The sequence below is a fragment of the Planktothricoides sp. SR001 genome (assembly GCF_001276715.1).
Classification (GTDB): Bacteria; Cyanobacteriota; Cyanobacteriia; order Cyanobacteriales; family Laspinemataceae; genus Planktothricoides; species Planktothricoides raciborskii.
This window is the reverse complement of record NZ_LIUQ01000087.1, coordinates 1-15,540: the sequence shown is the minus strand read 5'-3', so window position 1 is coordinate 15,540 and position 15,540 is coordinate 1. Positions and strand designations below refer to the sequence as shown.

At 44.7% G+C, this 15,540-nt stretch carries 16 protein-coding genes; 8 read left to right on the top strand and 8 right to left on the bottom strand.

Features of this window, described 5'->3' with window-relative positions:
* The first annotated feature begins 65 nt into the window (after positions 1 to 65).
* The gene (locus AM228_RS27420) at positions 66 to 1,829 is read left to right on the top strand and encodes a bifunctional serine/threonine-protein kinase/formylglycine-generating enzyme family protein (RefSeq protein ID WP_054470086.1); all 1,764 of its coding nucleotides are present in this window, start codon (positions 66 to 68) and stop codon (positions 1,827 to 1,829) included.
* A 673-nt stretch (positions 1,830 to 2,502) separates the two neighbouring features.
* On the top strand, positions 2,503 to 3,063 hold the full coding sequence (locus AM228_RS27415; protein ID WP_054470085.1) for a transposase: 561 nt from the start codon (positions 2,503 to 2,505) through the stop codon (positions 3,061 to 3,063).
* A gap of 227 nt (positions 3,064 to 3,290) precedes the next feature.
* On the opposite strand, the gene AM228_RS27410 is transcribed toward AM228_RS27415, so the two are convergent.
* The gene (locus AM228_RS27410; RefSeq protein WP_054470087.1) at positions 3,291 to 4,658 is read right to left on the bottom strand and encodes a protein kinase; all 1,368 of its coding nucleotides are present in this window, start codon (positions 4,656 to 4,658) and stop codon (positions 3,291 to 3,293) included.
* A 10-nt stretch (positions 4,659 to 4,668) separates the two neighbouring features.
* Between AM228_RS27410 and AM228_RS33760 the strand changes: the two genes are divergently transcribed.
* A complete protein-coding gene (locus AM228_RS33760) occupies positions 4,669 to 5,274 on the top strand; it encodes a hypothetical protein (RefSeq protein ID WP_156332114.1) in 606 nt (201 codons plus the stop codon).
* On the opposite strand, the gene AM228_RS27405 is transcribed toward AM228_RS33760, so the two are convergent.
* Entirely contained in the window at positions 5,228 to 6,055 is an 828-nt protein-coding gene (locus tag AM228_RS27405) for a BMC domain-containing protein (RefSeq protein WP_054470084.1), read from the bottom strand. The two genes, AM228_RS33760 and AM228_RS27405, sit on opposite strands and share 47 nt — an antisense overlap.
* 242 nt (positions 6,056 to 6,297) lie before the next feature.
* Between AM228_RS27405 and AM228_RS27400 the strand changes: the two genes are divergently transcribed.
* Positions 6,298 to 7,383 (top strand): RuBisCO accumulation factor 1, encoded by a 1,086-nt coding sequence (locus tag AM228_RS27400; RefSeq protein WP_054470083.1) that lies wholly within the window; start codon positions 6,298 to 6,300, stop codon positions 7,381 to 7,383.
* A 210-nt stretch (positions 7,384 to 7,593) separates the two neighbouring features.
* Here the strand turns inward: AM228_RS27400 and AM228_RS27395 are convergent, their stop codons facing one another.
* Positions 7,594 to 8,007, bottom strand: a complete 414-nt coding sequence (locus AM228_RS27395) for a M48 family metallopeptidase (protein WP_054470082.1) — start codon at positions 8,005 to 8,007, stop codon at positions 7,594 to 7,596.
* A gap of 193 nt (positions 8,008 to 8,200) precedes the next feature.
* Positions 8,201 to 8,557, bottom strand: a complete 357-nt coding sequence (locus AM228_RS27390) for an iron-sulfur cluster assembly accessory protein (protein WP_054470081.1) — start codon at positions 8,555 to 8,557, stop codon at positions 8,201 to 8,203.
* Positions 8,558 to 9,083: 526 nt separating this feature from the next.
* Between AM228_RS27390 and AM228_RS27385 the strand changes: the two genes are divergently transcribed.
* Positions 9,084 to 10,733, top strand: a complete 1,650-nt coding sequence (locus AM228_RS27385) for a DUF6930 domain-containing protein (protein WP_054470080.1) — start codon at positions 9,084 to 9,086, stop codon at positions 10,731 to 10,733.
* Positions 10,734 to 10,750: 17 nt separating this feature from the next.
* Here the strand turns inward: AM228_RS27385 and AM228_RS27380 are convergent, their stop codons facing one another.
* The gene (locus AM228_RS27380) at positions 10,751 to 11,761 is read right to left on the bottom strand and encodes an aldo/keto reductase (protein ID WP_054470079.1); all 1,011 of its coding nucleotides are present in this window, start codon (positions 11,759 to 11,761) and stop codon (positions 10,751 to 10,753) included.
* Between the two features lie 252 nt (positions 11,762 to 12,013).
* On the opposite strand from AM228_RS27380, the gene AM228_RS27375 reads away from it, so the two are divergent.
* The gene (locus tag AM228_RS27375) at positions 12,014 to 12,217 is read left to right on the top strand and encodes a hypothetical protein (RefSeq protein ID WP_231636967.1); all 204 of its coding nucleotides are present in this window, start codon (positions 12,014 to 12,016) and stop codon (positions 12,215 to 12,217) included.
* A gap of 198 nt (positions 12,218 to 12,415) precedes the next feature.
* On the opposite strand, the gene AM228_RS27370 is transcribed toward AM228_RS27375, so the two are convergent.
* The 3 genes from AM228_RS27370 to AM228_RS33755 all read right to left on the bottom strand — a co-directional run bounded on the left by AM228_RS27370 (position 12,416) and on the right by AM228_RS33755 (position 14,033).
* Positions 12,416 to 12,889: a tetratricopeptide repeat protein gene (locus AM228_RS27370; RefSeq protein ID WP_322096589.1), complete on the bottom strand. Its 474-nt coding sequence runs from the start codon at positions 12,887 to 12,889 to the stop codon at positions 12,416 to 12,418.
* A 327-nt stretch (positions 12,890 to 13,216) separates the two neighbouring features.
* Positions 13,217 to 13,615: a photosystem II protein Psb27 gene (gene psb27, locus AM228_RS27365; RefSeq protein WP_054470076.1), complete on the bottom strand. Its 399-nt coding sequence runs from the start codon at positions 13,613 to 13,615 to the stop codon at positions 13,217 to 13,219.
* A 259-nt stretch (positions 13,616 to 13,874) separates the two neighbouring features.
* A complete protein-coding gene (locus AM228_RS33755) occupies positions 13,875 to 14,033 on the bottom strand; it encodes a hypothetical protein (RefSeq protein ID WP_156332113.1) in 159 nt (52 codons plus the stop codon).
* 60 nt (positions 14,034 to 14,093) lie between these two features.
* Between AM228_RS33755 and AM228_RS27360 the strand changes: the two genes are divergently transcribed.
* Together AM228_RS27360 and AM228_RS27355 are read left to right on the top strand one after the other, a co-directional pair.
* A complete protein-coding gene (locus AM228_RS27360; protein ID WP_054470075.1) occupies positions 14,094 to 14,642 on the top strand; it encodes a hypothetical protein in 549 nt (182 codons plus the stop codon).
* 278 nt (positions 14,643 to 14,920) lie between these two features.
* Entirely contained in the window at positions 14,921 to 15,346 is a 426-nt protein-coding gene (locus AM228_RS27355; RefSeq protein WP_054470074.1) for a DUF2809 domain-containing protein, read from the top strand.
* The last annotated feature ends 194 nt before the right edge of the window (positions 15,347 to 15,540 follow it).

Below are 15,540 nucleotides of genomic sequence, written 5' to 3'. Positions count from 1 at the left end.
TCCCTTCTATGCTACTCTAGACTATGTGGCAAAGCTGATCTAAACAAGCCCGGTTTCTCACTCCCATGACCCAAATCTGGCAACCCGTCATCTGGCAACCCAACCAGCAACTCGACAAAGGCAAATACACCATCACCGGCATCCTCGGTGGCGGTGGCTTCGGCAGCACCTACACCGCTAAAGACAAAAGCGGCAAAACCTTCGCCATCAAAACCCTCAACACCCAACAACAAACCAACAAAACCATCGCCGAATTTACCAGCCTCCAGGTCAGTTTTGTCAACGAAGCATTACGGCTGGCAAGATGTCATCATCCCCACATTGTCCAAGTGTATGAAGTGGTCGAACATCAAGGACTCATGGGCATGGTCATGGAATATATCCAAGGGCAGAACCTAGCGGAACTCGTAGAAGACAATGGCCCCATGTCCCACCAGCAAGCCCTAAAAATTATGGAGCAAATTGGGGCGGCTTTGACTTTGGTACATAGCCAAGAATTATTACACCGGGACATTAAACCCCAAAATATAATGTTGCGCCGTAGTGATAGTAGCGCGGTGTTAATTGACTTTGGGTTAGCCAGACAGTTTGCCTACGGACAAACCGGCACCATGACCAACTCCAGAACCGAGTGTTATGCTCCTATTGAGCAATATAAAAGTCAAGGAAAATTCGGTCCCTATACGGATCTGTATGCCTTGGCCGCTACGCTATATAATTTACGGACGGGAAAAAATCCGATACCGGCTAATTATCAAGATGAGTTGAAAATCCCCCTACCGGAACCGAAACAGCATAATCCGCAAATCCCTGACTGGGAAAATGCCGCCATTCTCAAAGGCTTGGAACTAGAAGCAGCAAACCGTCCCCAGTCCGTCGCTGAGTGGTTAAAGTTATTGGGCATTGGCAAAACCCCAGCCAAACCGAATCCTTTTACCACCTTCACTTTTAACATCGTCAAAGTCAACGCCCAGGGGAAAGAAATCAGCCGCAGTCAAGGGCAAGCGAAACAAATCATCACCGACCTGGGCAATGGCGTCACCCTGGAAATGGTTTATATTCCTGGGGGCACATTTATGATGGGTTCCCCTGCTGGTGAAGGATATGATGATGAAAAGCCGCAGCATCAAGTCACCATCAAACCTTTCCTGATGGGCAAATATCCCGTGACCCAAGCCCAATGGCGGCAAGTGGCCAGTTTTCCCAAGCTGCAAATAGACCTCGACCCCAACCCGTCATATTTTAAAGGAGAAAATCTTCCCGTTGAATGTGTTTCATGGTATGACTGCATCGAATTTTGTGCGCGGTTAAGTCAAAAAACTGAGAAAAACTATCGCTTGCCCAGTGAAGCTGAGTGGGAATATGCGGCACGAGCCGGAACGACCACAGCCTTTCACATCGGCGAAACCCTGACAACCGACCTGGCCAACTATGATGGCAATTATACCTATGGCTCAGGTGCTAAAGGCGTTTACCGCGAAAAAACTACTCCCGTCGGTCATTTTCAACACGCCAATGCTTTTGGCTTGTATGACATCCACGGGAATGTTTGGGAGTGGTGTTTAGACGATTGGCACGACAGCTATACTGGCGCCCCGACTAATGGTTTGGCGTGGCTAAATGAGAATGATAATGATTATCATTTCGAGCGTAATTGGATCCATTGGTTGAAAGAAATTTTTACCCATAAAAATAATAAGCTGTTGCGTGGCGGGAGCTGGTACTGCATTCCCAGGATTTGCCGTTCGGCGCGTCGTAACTTCCGCGATCCGGGCTTTCGGAATCTCGATATTGGCTTCCGTTTTGGGATCTCCCTGCCGAGAACTTAATTTCCCTCTACTCTTTTTCTCTTTTTCCCTTTTGGCGCGAAGCGCCTTTTTTTTTTTTTGTAAAGTTTTGTAAAGTTTTAAGAACAATTATGTTGACTAAAAAATCAATCTTATGTTGACTAAAAAATCAAGTATTAATGCAGGGGCAAGAAACCCGGTTTCTTAAGTCAACCTCTGCCACCCCACCGGCCCAGGGACAAGAAACCGGGTTTCTTGCGTTAACCTCTGCCACCCCACCGGCCCCTCCATAGAAACCCGGTTTCTAACCGCTTCAGGTTGATAGACCTAGCTTTTGGGGCTAATTGACTTCGGCAAAGAAGAAACCGGGTTTCTATGACATTTGTTCGTTGGTGGCAAAGGTTAACTTAAGAAACCCGGTTTCTGGGCCGCCCCCGGGACAAGAAACCGGGTTTCTTTAAGAAACCTCTGCCACCCCACCGGCCCCTACATAGAAACCCGGTTTCTAACCTCTCCCGGTTTCCCACCACCCCAGGGACACAGGGACAAGAAACCGGGTTTCTCTAAGAAACCTCTGCCACCCCACCGACCCCTCCATAGAAACCCGGTTTCTAACCCCTCCAGGTTTCCCACCGCCCCAGGTTTCTGCGCCCCTGGACAAGAAACCCGGTTTGATGCGATAATTTTTCTCGGTTTTCTTATCCTAAATCCTGATATGCCACGTCGCGAAGTTATCTTTCAAGCGGGTAATTATTACCATGTTTATAACCGAGGTAATAACCGTCAGCTAATCTTCTTTGAACAAGATAACTATACTTATTTTTTACGCCAATTAAGAACCCATTTGATGCATCGCGGCGTGGATATTATTGCGTATTGTTTGATGCCCAATCACTATCATTTATTAGTCTATCTGAACACTGAAAATTTTTCTAAGCTGATGCAGGCATTTACTTTGTCTTATGCTAAGGCGATTAATCAACGGTATAAAAGGGTAGGGTCACTATTTCAAGGACGGTTTCAGGCGATTCATGTAGATAAAGACGAATATTTATTAAATCTAACTCGTTATATTCACTTAAATCCCGTCGAGGCTAATTTAGTGGAGAAAGCAGAGGATTGGGAGTTTTCTAGTTATCAAGAATATGTTGATTTGCGTCGGGGTAGTTTGCCGAAATTGGATGGATTGGAGTTGGTTTCAGCGGATGCTTATCGGGATTTTTTAGAAGATGTAAATATGGAGAATATAAGCGAGGATTTAACTTTTGAAGAATAGCCTTAGAACCCTGAAGCGGCCCTGAAACCGGGTTTCTTGCGTTAACCTCTGCCACCAACGAACAAATGTCATAGAAACCCGGTTTCTTCTTTGCCGAAGTCAAGGGGTCCCAACACCTGAAGCGGTTAGAAACCGGGTTTCTATGTAGGGGCCGGTGGGGTGACAAGGGTTGTCTAAAGAAACCCGGTTTCTTGTCCCCCCAGAAACCGGGTTTCTTGTCCCTGGGGTTAGGTTGCTTTTTCGATCGCCCCTTTAAATTCTGCCGCCGTTTTATAATATAATTCTGGTTGATCTAATAAGGCGCGATCTATGATTTTGGCCAAAGATTCGGGAATCCATGAAGCGCGATCGCGAATGGGCACCGGATTATTTTTCAACACCGCCAAAAATGGGTCTTGCCCACTCAAATCGCGGGGAATAAAACCTGTTAACATAAAATACAAACAAGCCGCCACAGCCCACACATCAACCGCCGGATCTGCATACTTAAAATCAATCACTTGTTGCCGGGGCATAAACGCCGGAGAACCTGCTTTATCACCACTCATAGTAAAGCCACTTAACCCCGCCAAATCAAACGCTTTTGATAACCCATAATCGCCGATTTTGGCCTGAAATTTTCCCCCTTCATGCACTAAAAAAATATTCGGCGGCTTAATATCCCGATGCACCAGACCGCGACCTTTACCAAAACCACCACCCGCCAATTTTACCGCCGGAATTTCCGTTTGATGAGCATAAATTAACCCATCCAAAACTTGTCGAGTAATTGTCAAAGCTTCATCAATTGATAAAGTTCGGCCAAGTTGTTGCATCAAATCACAAACATTGCCACCATTACAATATTCTAAAGTAAAAAAGAAATTGCCATCGGCAAAACCCGCATCTTTTAGTTTGACAATATTGGGATGATTTAACACCCTAGTATTTTCAATTTCTCGCTGAAACATTTCCACGGCGCGGGGACTGGCTGCGACTTGCGGTAACATGATTTTAAGGGCAACTTCTTCCCCGGTTTGCTCATTTTTGGCTAAATAAACTTCCCCAAAACCACCTTCACCCAATTTACGCAATAGGGTATAATGTTTAATCGACCTTAAATTTTCCTCACCAGCTTTTGCCCGCTTTAATAAACCTTTTAACCAGTCCCATAAATTCGGTTTTGGCGAATGAACTGTAGCACGATAAAGTGGCACTTTATCTACATTCGGGGTTGGTAAAAATTCCGGGTCGGAGACAATATCTACCGAAAAAATCGTATTACTGAGTTTAATTTTATCTCCGGGATTTAAGTCATATTCAGGAAACTTGATTTTTGCTCCTTCTTCGGGGCTGTGATGTGCTTCTCGTTGGCCAATTTTTTGGTCATTGACAAACGTGCCATTTTTGCTGCCAAAATCCCGCACCCGGATATTTGGGGGGTTAATATCCAGCAAACAATGATAACGGGAAATTGTGCGATGATATTCATCATCGGGTATTTTCGGATAGCAATCATCAGCCCGACCGATAATACAAGTAGCGCGGGAATCAAACTCAAATTTTTGTCCCGCTAGGTTGCCTTTGGTGATGGTTAAAATAACTTTTGCTGACATAATTTCCTTTTTGAGAGAGACGTTAGAAACCGGGTTTCTTAAGTTAACCTTTGCCACCAACCCCAGAAACCGGGTTTCTTTAGATAACCTTTGCCACCAACAAACAAATGTCATAGAAACCCGGTTTCTTGCCCCGGTTTCTTGCGCTGGTTTCTTCTTTGCCGAAGTCGAAGGGTCCCAACACCTGAAGCGGTTAGAAACCGGGTTTCTATGTAGGGGCTGGTGGGGAGGCAAAGGTTGTCTAAAGAAACCCGGTTTCTTGTCCCTGGGGCGGCCCAGAAACCGGGTAATTAACGTTAACCTTTGCCACAAACGAAAAAACATCATAGAAACCCGGTTTCTTGTCCCTGGGGCTAGAAACCTGGAGAGGTTAGAAACCGGGTTTCTATGTAGGGGCCTGTGGGGAGGCCGAGATTTCTTAGAGAAACCCGGTTTCTTGTCCCTGGGGTTAGAAACCGGGTTTCTATGTAGGGGCTGGTGGGGAGGCAAAGGTTGTCTAAAGAAACCCGGTTTCTTGTCCCTGGGGTTTCTTGTCCCTGGGGTTTCTTGTCCCTGGGGTTTCTTTTCCCTTAAAGTAATTCTGAGCGATCTAAATATTGTTTTTTCTTTTCCATAACAGGTTTTGACTCCTCGATCGCCAAGGGAACTTTTTCGATTTCGGGAAGTTTTAACGGTTGTTTTTCCACTTCTTGTTTAAGCGCTTTCGGCGTTAACACGGGCAACGGTTCCGGTTTTTCGATCCAGCAGCTTGCTATGGGTAAAGTATGTTCTAGGTCTTCCAACGGTCGAGGAATCACCATCACCGCATTCAATTCGCCAATCCTCTCCGCTTCATACATCCCCGCTTCCACCGCGACTGCGACATCAGCCACGCGACCCCGAATAATTGCCGTACATAAACCATCCCCAATGGTTTCATAAGCAGCCATTTGCACGTTGGCAGCCTTCAGCATGGCATCAGCAGCGCCGACCATTGCCGGAAATCCGCGAGTTTCCAGCAGCCCGATCGCCTGATTACTTAAACGGGATGACCCTTGCTGTTCAAACGCCAACTCTGCCAACCGACTCCCCAGAGGAAACACCACTTCCATATTCGGCATTGGTCTAGGAATCACGGACTTAGAAACAAATTGGCCAAACTGTTCGGCAACCCGGGCGCCTTCTTCCACCGCCAACCGCACATCCGCTACTTTGCCTCGGATAATTGCCGTACAATAACCGCTGCCAATTTTCTCATAACCCACGAGGATTACACCAGCGGACTTTAACATCATATCCGCTGTGCCAATAATTGCCGGGAAACTCCTGGTTGAGACTAAACCTAAAGCACTTTCGCGAATATTTTCGATTTGTCTGATTCGCCGGGAATTACCTGGGAGTTTCCTTTGTACTTTCATAGACATTGACGTATTACCTTACTTATAAAAATATCTTAGACTGGTCAAATTTGAATTAATTTTCTGGCTGGTGGTTGGGGTGTAATTGATAATTGATAATTGTTAATTATCAATTATCAATTGTCAATTGTCAATTGTTAATTGTTTTCCCCCACACCCCCGCTCCCTATGATTTAATTTTTCTCTGCGGATGAGGACTGGCTGTGAGAAACTGAGAGAGGTATTGTTTTTCTCTTCGTTTTATGACTCAAATGCCTCACGACACTTCGGCAAATTCTCAACCCTCGGAAGAAACGATCGCTGAGTTATTACAACTCCTGATTTATAAACAAGGAACTTGGGTAGATTGGGGAAATGCTTGTCAAGAGTTAAAAAAAGCTGGCTATACGCCACAAAAGATTTTTGAAGAAACTGGATTTCAACCGCAGCAGCAAAATTTAATTATCGTTGCCTCCCAAGTCTATGATAGTTTAATTAAAGGGCAAGTGTCTGAAGCGGTGGCTGAGTATTTCTTAGGGCCACGCAGTGATGTTTTGCATGAGTTGCGGGTTTTGAACCAGGCCGATCGCGTGACAGCGGCAGAATTTGCGATGGAAAAAAATCTGGATGTGGATGCAGCCCATGAAATGGCCAAAGCGATGAAAGAATATGCGGTTTTGGCCAAAAAACCAGCGGGATTTTCTGCCCATCCTGGGGATACAATGGCTTATCAATATTGGAAAGTTGCGCGAGAAAAAAAGGATCTGCAACAGCGATCGGTTTTAATTGCCAAGGGTTTAAAGTTTGCCTATTCTCAAACAGCCCGACAAGAAATTGAGAAATTGCTGTTAGATTTTACCGTAGTGCCCACCCGGAAAGCCCCTTTGTTGCCGGTTTATCGCTTAGAGTCTGACGATGATTTATCTCAGATTATTCCCGTGTTGCGATCGCTGGATGCATCTCCCGAAGAATTTGCCGCTATGCCAATTTTAGAGAAAACTGGCGATTTTATGGTGGTGAATTTTTCCGGTTCTTGTGCTTTGGTTTCCTTACCGGGATGGCAAGTGATTTTGAATATCAGTGAACCCGTGGGCATATTATGCTCTAGCGAACAGTTACCTCAACCACTGCCCGGAAAACCGGAAGAGATTTTGGTGGTGGTCGATCGCACTTTACGGGAATGGAGTAGTCAGAGTTATTTCTTAGTTGCTAATGGGGACAAATTAGAAATTAACTGGTTTGATTCTGCCCCAGAAAGTCCCATTCTCGGACAAGTTATCGTGGTTTTACGACCGAAAAAGATTTTTGATGAGAATGCCGTGACTGAACCTTGGCAAATGGATGATTAACGGTTAACTAGCAATTAACTAGCCAGTAGCCTTCAAGATTCGCATACATACATAATTTGTGTTTTATCTATGTTTTATTTATGTTTTTGCGAATCTTGAATCCCTCGATAGACTCCGATGGACAATTGATGATTTTTGTCTAAAAAAATCAGAGCAAATCAATGGTGATTTTGTCTAAAATCGGCGAAAAAATTAGGGGTTTTTATCGGGCTAAAATAGCCATTTTTGCACTTGAAGTAAGCTTTTCCATTCCGGTTTTCTGGTCAAGCCATCGGCGATATTTTGTTTCACTTCATCGTGCAATTCTGAGGAAGCGATGATTAGTTGTTGGGTTAATTCAATATGCGGACGAACCCCTTTTTCGCCACTGTCGAGCATGGCTACCGCTAGGTTTACCCGGGCTTGTGGATCTTGAGGATTCAGTTTTACGGCTTTTTGAGCCGCTTTATAAGCATTTTTCGGTTTATCGACTAATAAGTATAGCCAAGCTAAACAAGTCCAAGCATTGCTATTTTTGGGGGTGCGATCGCACAGGTCTTTAAATACAGGAATCAGGGTAGCTGGGTCTTCCCCCGCTTGATAGCGTTGTAAACCCTCATTAAACAGTTCGTCGATTTGAGTCATGTCTTTAATTAGATAATTCGATTCGTGGATAATTTTTCTGGTCTGGTTATTGGTTGATTGTTGTTGGTTGTTGGTTATTGGTTATTTGCTGTTCGTTTTGAAAATCCAATCACAAACAACCAACAACAACAAACAACCAACCAATAACGATAACCGCGATCGCGGTTAATAACCAACAGTCAAGATACCAGATTTAAGCCGAAAAGGAATTACCACAGCCACAAGTTTGGGTGGCGTTGGGGTTGGTAAACTGGAAACCACCGCCAATCATGGCATTTTTATAATCCAGGACAAGGCCATAGAGATAAAGTAAACTTTTAGGGTCGCAAACCACCTTAAAGCCCTCGTAATCGTAAACTTCGTCTTTCTCGGTGATTTGGCTGGCGTCTTCAAAGTCCATTGTGTAGGACATACCAGAGCAACCCCCTTGACGGACTCCCACACGCAAGCAGAGGTCTTTTTCTTGTTGCTTACGCAGTAGTTGAATCTGCTGGAGAGCGCTTTCGGTCATTTGGATGCCTTTTTGCGACGACTGAGTTGCTGTTGCCATCAGGTTCTAAGACTCCTTCTTGAATATAGGATAATGAGTTATTTTCATTCTAGCGGGATTCCGGCTCCGTGTTACTTGACCCGATATCTGTCAAAATGAGAGCGGCTCCTTAACCCGATCAAATGGTGAAAGGAGAAGGAATGGTTGAGCTTTTGGGGTCAACCCCTAGCTGAGTAACCCCTAGTTTAGTGGTGTTTTCCCTAACTGGACTAGGCAAAACAGCAGAAGTCGTCAATAATGTCAATCATACTGATTGAATCCTGATTGTAATTTTGAACCACTTTGTAGGATGTTAGGTAAAAATGTCAGTGCATATGGTTCAATCATCAGACGTAGCAACACTTTCGGCGGAAAAAGATCCTCGCTAGGTGTGTTGTTGCTCTCTACAAACTCCGGGATTTATTCGCTAAGTTATTCCATAATTCTCTAATTTGCTCTAATTTCCTCTAATTGTCTCTAATGTCCTCTAATTTGCTGTAATTTCGTCTAATTTCGTCTAATTTCCTCTAATTTATTTATATTGTTTATGGCTGCATTGAATCGCTCCACTCGTCGTCGCTTAAAAAAACTGCCACAAATTCCCAACAGCGTGTGGGAGGGCGATCGCCGTCGGTTAGCTCAACCGTTACCGATGGGCTATATAGATGACCCACAAAATCCAGACGGTGGCGGCGATTGTATTTTGTGGGTGGATGGATCCCAAGGAATTGTCCGAGCAATGGATGTGGTGTCCCCACAAACTGGACCTGCGGCAGTTGTCCGCACGTTGTTGCGAGGGATGGAGCATCCTCACAGTCCCGGAAATCCGGCTCGTCCGCAGAAAATTGTGGTCAAAGACCGGGAAATTCAGTTTTTCTTGCGGGGAGTGCTGCAAGAACTGGACATTGATATTGAATATGTCCCGGACTTACCTTTAATTGATGAAATCTTTCGCGGTTTTTCCGAGGCGATGGATAATCGACCGGAAGCGTTACCCCGGAAATATGCCAGCTTATTGCTAGAGAAAAGCTATCAAATTTGGCAAGATGCCCCTTGGGAATTCCTGGGAGATCACCAAATTTTGACAGTGGAAATCAATCAGTGGGATGTGGACAATATTTATATTTGTGTGATGGGGATGCTGGGCCTCGATTATGGCATTTTGTTATATCGGTCTTTGGATTCCCTGAAGCAGTTTCGCCAACGCGCCATTGAAAGAGAGTCTGGGGAAGATATCGAAGAAGCTTTTCTCTCCCAAGATTGTTTATTTGTCACCTTTGAAAGCGCTGAAGAATTAGACGATGATGATGAGATCGATCTGGCGAATGCAGATGTAGAAGATATTGAGCCTTCGTTTGGCAATTTGCATCCCCTGGAAGGACTGCGGTCAATTCTTTATGAAGAGGAAGCACTGATTACCCTAGTTTCCCTGGAAGCTTTGCATCGCTTTATTAAATCCTATCGCCGCAAATTGGCCGATAATGAGTTTCCGACGTTAAGTAGTCGCTATAGAATTCCGGTGCCCCCAGAAGCGGAATTGGGCAAAAGGGAAATATCGGTGCAAGTGGCTACCCTGCCAGAGGTGTCTGAAGAACTCTATCAAATGAGTCTGATTGCTCAACGTCAACGGGAAGAGATGGAGGCGCCGCCTCGGTTACAAGATGACCTGGTGCCGGAAAATTCTTTTTTGGGTTTAGGGTTGATTCCTTGGGATGTTGTGGAGCTACTGCGGCAAAGGTTGAGTTGTTATCAGTCCGCTGATGTGACCCAAGATGGGGATGGGTTGCCGGTGATTTTGATTCAAACCACGCGACCCAAGGCGAAAAAGTTGATTGCCGATTTGGATCGGGTCGGCCCGATTCAAGGAATTGGATTTAATCAGGGAGAGGAACCGGGAATCGATCAGCGTTATGACCTGGGCATTTTACAGAGCAAAAACGGTGATTTACATTTGTTTGGGGAATTTTTAGAGGATGACCCGGTTCATCAAGAGGCGCGGAAAAAGTGGGACGATCGCTGCCAAAAAACTCAGGGCTATTGCGGATTGTTAATTGCTATGGGTTTAACCGGGGCTTCCCGAGGCAATCCCCAACTGAAAGATATGATGGGCCTGTTTGAGGTGCGATCGCTCTCGGAAAAAGACTTAGGACTCGGTGTGCTCCGCCGAATGCCGATTATACCGATGCCTCCCCTTTAAATTCCCTTTAAATTGTTTCAAGTCCAAGCCCGGAAAAAGGTGTTGTCTTCCCATTGGGCTGCGGTGCGTTGTTCAATTTGGGCGATCGCGGTTTGACTCAGGGGTTGAAACCCTTGGGCAACCGCCACATTCGCCGCCAACTGTGCCACACTATCTGCGGCGACGATACAACAATGCACTCCGGGCTGAGAGAGGCTATAGCCCATTGCTTGCGCCATGCCATCGAGAACCCCAGAGGTCAAAAGTTTGCCGTAAGCGGGGACTTTCATGGCAATGACGCCAATATTTTTCCGTTGGGCAACGGGTAAGACTTGGGAAATAAAGGAACGGGGATGATGGCGTTCGGCGGCATTCACGGGAATTAATGTGGTGTCAAAGGGATACCGCTCTAATCCTTTGACAATAATATCCGGTTCGTGGTGTCCGGTGATGCCGCTAAACCGGATAATTTTTTGGGCTTTGGCTTCTTCGATCGCTTTGATCGCCCCGTTAGACTGAAAAATTTGGTCTAATTCCGAGTCAAAGGATACATGGTGCAGTTGCCACAGGTCGAGATAGTCCGAGTTCAAGCGTTGCAGCGATCGCTCTAATTCTCGCCAAGCCCCATCCCGATCTCGGGCAGAAGTTTTCGAGGCGAGGAATATCTGCGATCGGTACGGTGGCAAGACTTTTCCTAAATAATCTTCACTCGGCCCATAACTTGGTGCCGTATCAAAATAGCGAATGCCTAATTCTAAAGCTTGCTCAATGATTTTAACGGCGGCTGATTCTTGATCCAATTTAGATAAAGGAGTTTGTCGAGAAGCACCGCCAAGGCCAAAAATCGGCAGGGACTCCCCCGTATTACCTAATAATCGTTCTGGTATGGTTGGGTTGACCGGCAGAGTTAAAGGTATGTTGCTGCTGGGGGGGACATTCGCGGATTTTTCCGGTTGACTTGAGGCAGAACAAGCGATCGCCCCTCCAGCCGCCATCATACTTAGGGTTAAAAAAGACCGGCGCGTGGTTTTTATGGCTTTTTTCGTCATTTTGTCCTCTTTATTTTATTTTGTTTCAGTTTTTTATTTTTCTATATTTTATTTATAATTCCCTTCCCTTTGATTTTGTCTTGGTTTAATGGTGATGAAAATCAGTTTAACTAATGATCTCCATCACATAAACTTTGGATTTATGTCACGAAAATTACTGCGTAAAATCACCAGGGTGGCTGCTTAAAATCACCAAAATTATTAAAAAAATATTAGAGAATATATGGTGAATAGTCAATTGAAGTCACGATCATGATGCCAGATCAAAGTTATCTCATCTATTCTCAGGTGAGTAAGCTATTTAGCAAAATCTGGAGTCAAGGCGGTTTAACTGCGAGCGATCGCCAACGACTGATGTTTGCCCTGCTGAAAACCTCCCTGTGTGAAGAAGAACTGTCTACCATCGATCGCATACTCCATGCGGTTCGGCGCGGATGGCTGCAAATCATCGATTAATCTCAAGTTCTCGGATTCAACTTCTCGGACTCAAGTTCTCGGAATTCATTGATCAAGAAAATAGAGCCGAAAATAGGGAGCAATTTTCCCGACTCGCTGACCGGAAATTGCCCATGTTAAACCCTAATTTTTGGTAAATTATTACCATAAAATTTAACGGATATTTTATGGGACATGACTAAAGCTTTACATTCAGGATTAACTTAGACGAGCGGTGCATTCTAGGATCAGTTTTTGGTTGATCAGTGAATAAGGCTGAACCTCTAAAGCTTGACGAAAAGCTGCGATCGCGGCTCGATAGTCTCCCACCGCTGCATAAGATAATCCCAACCCATGCAGCGCCCCAAAATGAACGGGATTCAGTTGTAAGACCATTTCACAGTCTTTGATGGCTTTTTGATATTTGCCCACACTGTAATACAGCACCGCTCGTCGATTCCATGCTTCCGCAAAATCCGGTTGGTCTTTAATCAATTCATTCAGGATCGCTTCCGCTTCTTGTATTTTGCCCAACTCTAATAACATTTGCGATCGCTGAAGAAATTCTAAGCCATAGACGCCCTTTTGATGAAACCAAATATGCCACAACTGATGAGTGGCATTGGCTCTAACTTGTTCTTCGGGATTTTTTAAGTCTTGCAGTAATTTGTCTAAGGATGGATGATTCATCATGCTTGAATTACCATATTTTTATCCAAAAGTATAGCACAATCTAACATTCAATTCCACTGCACCTTGAATGTGACGGCAGAAGATAAAGAGGCGACAAAATTATATCAAAATTATATCAAGATTATATCAAGATTATATAATAGAAATATTATATAATAGACTTTTTGCTTTCCCNNGGGAAAGCAAAAAGTCTATTATCTGAATTACTGAATAGTTTCATCATTAAAAATCATCTAATGTATAAACATATAGCAGAGACAGCAGGTTTTAATTAGTTTCTACAAATCGCAGATAATGAATTGCAACCTACTGCTCTGGGTTTCCAGATTAAACCCCTTGTCTCAAAGATGCTTCTACCTGTTTAAACTCTTGCTCTAAGCGGTTCTTTAATTTCTCTGGCACCGGACGGTTGGGATAGTAATTGTAATGACCGGCCAAACCATTTAAAGCGGTACGCATAGTAGTGAAAGATGGCAGTTTGGCGATATTCGGATCGCGGACATAGCGAGAAGCATATTCATTAATGACTTGACGTGCTTCTGCTTGAGCGGCGATTTTTTCCTCAGAACCTTCTGGCAATTCAATGGCGGTTCTTAAGCTGCTCACCAAATTGAGGGTATCTTGAGTGTAATTACCCGTGAGAATTCCCGTACCCCCGGAACAACCCATCAAACCGATCGCCATAACTAAGACTAAAGCTAGAAGCTTAGAAAATATTTGTTTCATAAACCTGATAAACGCAAATCCAAATTCACCACCATCGTAGCTTGGATTGGGATCGGAGCGATCGCTGTTTCGACATAAACTTCTCTGAATCTATCCACGATCTATCGGTTTTTTGGGGTGTGGGGTGTAGCCCTTCGGCAGGCTCAGGGTAAGAGGTGTGGGGTGTGGGGAACCGCTGCTCCTCTGCCCCCCACACCGATGGCGGCCCCATACCCTACACCCCACACCCCTGTTGCCAGTCAAAAAACTGTCCCATGTTCTACGGAATAAGCAAGGGCGATCGCTCATCCCTGGAAGGAGACAAAAACAAATCACCACAAGACTTTTCCTTGATCACAAAGGTGCGATCGCACCCACCAGTCCACAGCAAAAAAATAGTCAGCCAACAAACCTGCACAAGCTCATCACTTGAACTCAAATAGACCACCTAGAGTTGGAATATCAAAAGTTCAGATACAACTCAAAAGGAACAAACACCATGAAAAGCTTAATCAAATCCGCAACTCTCTCTGCTTTATCAATCGTCGTTATGGGTTCTACCGTCGTCGCCAGTGGTGCCGCCAATGCAATGGATCCAATCACCGGCAAACAAGGTGTCACCACCAATTATATTGGCGCTACAGCCGGTGGCAGCTTTAACACCGTAGAAGACAGTGATCAAAGTGTCTTCACCGGCGGGCTGCAAGGTCGAATCACCACCCCGAATGCCCCGATATCTTTACGCGGTGCCGCTTTGTTCAATGATAAAGCCGCTGCCCTCGTCCCGGAAATCACCTACGATTTAGCCGTGACTGACAACGCCAATATTTACGTCGGTGGAGGCTATTCTTTCATCACCAAAGAAGATGAATTAACCGCCCTGGGAAATCGTAATGCCCCAGTCGTCACCCTCGGAGGAGAAATGCAGTTGCGAAACAATGTGGTCATCTTTGGTAATGGCAAAATGGGGATTAATGCTTATGACAATACCAACAGTGACAACGAACTAGCCTTCTCGGTTCAAGCGGGTGCCGCCTTTAGCTTTTAAGGCGATCGCTCACCAGGGGAGTGTGGTGTCAGCAAATCATCATTAAATCATCATAAACCAATCGGGGGTGCAGCGTCACCCCCGATTGGTTTTCCCGCAGAAATCTCCAGAAAAGATTTATTTTTGGCAGAAATATCGCGTAATTCCAGAAAGCGTTAAAGCGGAAAACAATAATTTTATCATCCACTCATCCTCAATCCAGGAAAATAACCCGTTTCTCCAGATATTTTAGGCATAATAGACACAACAACCTTAGAAATTTGCTCAAAATAACCCTTATGAATTTCCCATTTTCTCCCCAACATCGGTTTTTTCGTTATCGCCTAGCACTGCTGATCAGTATTCTGGCGATCGCTCCCTTGGGCTTAATGATAAAATTCTATCGCGGGCCGGGGCAAGAATGGTTAAATAATAGTTTTGGCGGAGTGCCTTATGAGATTTTTTGGATCTTGATCGTGGTCTTAATTAGGCCGCAAATTTCCCCAATATGGGCGGCAGTGGGCGTGTGTCTTGCTACCTGTTTATTAGAATTTCTCCAATTGTGGCAACCGCCATTTTTACAAGCCATTCGCGCCACTTTAATCGGGCGTTTGGCTTTGGGCAATACATTTCAGTGGTCAGATTTTCCCTATTATTTTATTGGCAGTTTTATTGGTTGGGCGGGTATAGCAGTAATTCAACATCAAACCCTTAGAAAAAAATAAAATTTAACCAAAATATTAATAATACTATAAACTTTGGTGATTAATATTATTTAATTATCAAATATAAATAATATAAGGTTCACAGACAGAGCGATCGCCTAGGGTTGATTTGTGAGTAGGGTTGATTCGGGAGTAGGGTTGATTCGGGAGTAGGGTTGATTCGCCAGTAGGGTTGATTCGCGAATCAACCCTAC

Bases quoted from the DNA above. Each gene is read 5' to 3' on its own strand.
- AM228_RS27420 (WP_054470086.1), top strand. From the start codon at position 66: ATGACCCAAATCTGGCAACCCGTCATCTGGCAACCCAACCAGCAACTC.
- AM228_RS27415 (WP_054470085.1), top strand. From the start codon at position 2,503: ATGCCACGTCGCGAAGTTATCTTTCAAGCGGGTAATTATTACCATGTT.
- AM228_RS27410 (WP_054470087.1), bottom strand. From the start codon at position 4,658: ATGTCAGCAAAAGTTATTTTAACCATCACCAAAGGCAACCTAGCGGGA.
- AM228_RS27405 (WP_054470084.1), bottom strand. From the start codon at position 6,055: ATGAAAGTACAAAGGAAACTCCCAGGTAATTCCCGGCGAATCAGACAA.
- AM228_RS27400 (WP_054470083.1), top strand. From the start codon at position 6,298: ATGACTCAAATGCCTCACGACACTTCGGCAAATTCTCAACCCTCGGAA.
- AM228_RS27395 (WP_054470082.1), bottom strand. From the start codon at position 8,007: ATGACTCAAATCGACGAACTGTTTAATGAGGGTTTACAACGCTATCAA.
- AM228_RS27390 (WP_054470081.1), bottom strand. From the start codon at position 8,557: ATGGCAACAGCAACTCAGTCGTCGCAAAAAGGCATCCAAATGACCGAA.
- AM228_RS27385 (WP_054470080.1), top strand. From the start codon at position 9,084: ATGGCTGCATTGAATCGCTCCACTCGTCGTCGCTTAAAAAAACTGCCA.
- AM228_RS27380 (WP_054470079.1), bottom strand. From the start codon at position 11,761: ATGACGAAAAAAGCCATAAAAACCACGCGCCGGTCTTTTTTAACCCTA.
- AM228_RS27375 (WP_231636967.1), top strand. From the start codon at position 12,014: ATGATGCCAGATCAAAGTTATCTCATCTATTCTCAGGTGAGTAAGCTA.
- AM228_RS27370 (WP_322096589.1), bottom strand. From the start codon at position 12,889: ATGATGAATCATCCATCCTTAGACAAATTACTGCAAGACTTAAAAAAT.
- psb27 (WP_054470076.1), bottom strand. From the start codon at position 13,615: ATGAAACAAATATTTTCTAAGCTTCTAGCTTTAGTCTTAGTTATGGCG.
- AM228_RS27360 (WP_054470075.1), top strand. From the start codon at position 14,094: ATGAAAAGCTTAATCAAATCCGCAACTCTCTCTGCTTTATCAATCGTC.
- AM228_RS27355 (WP_054470074.1), top strand. From the start codon at position 14,921: ATGAATTTCCCATTTTCTCCCCAACATCGGTTTTTTCGTTATCGCCTA.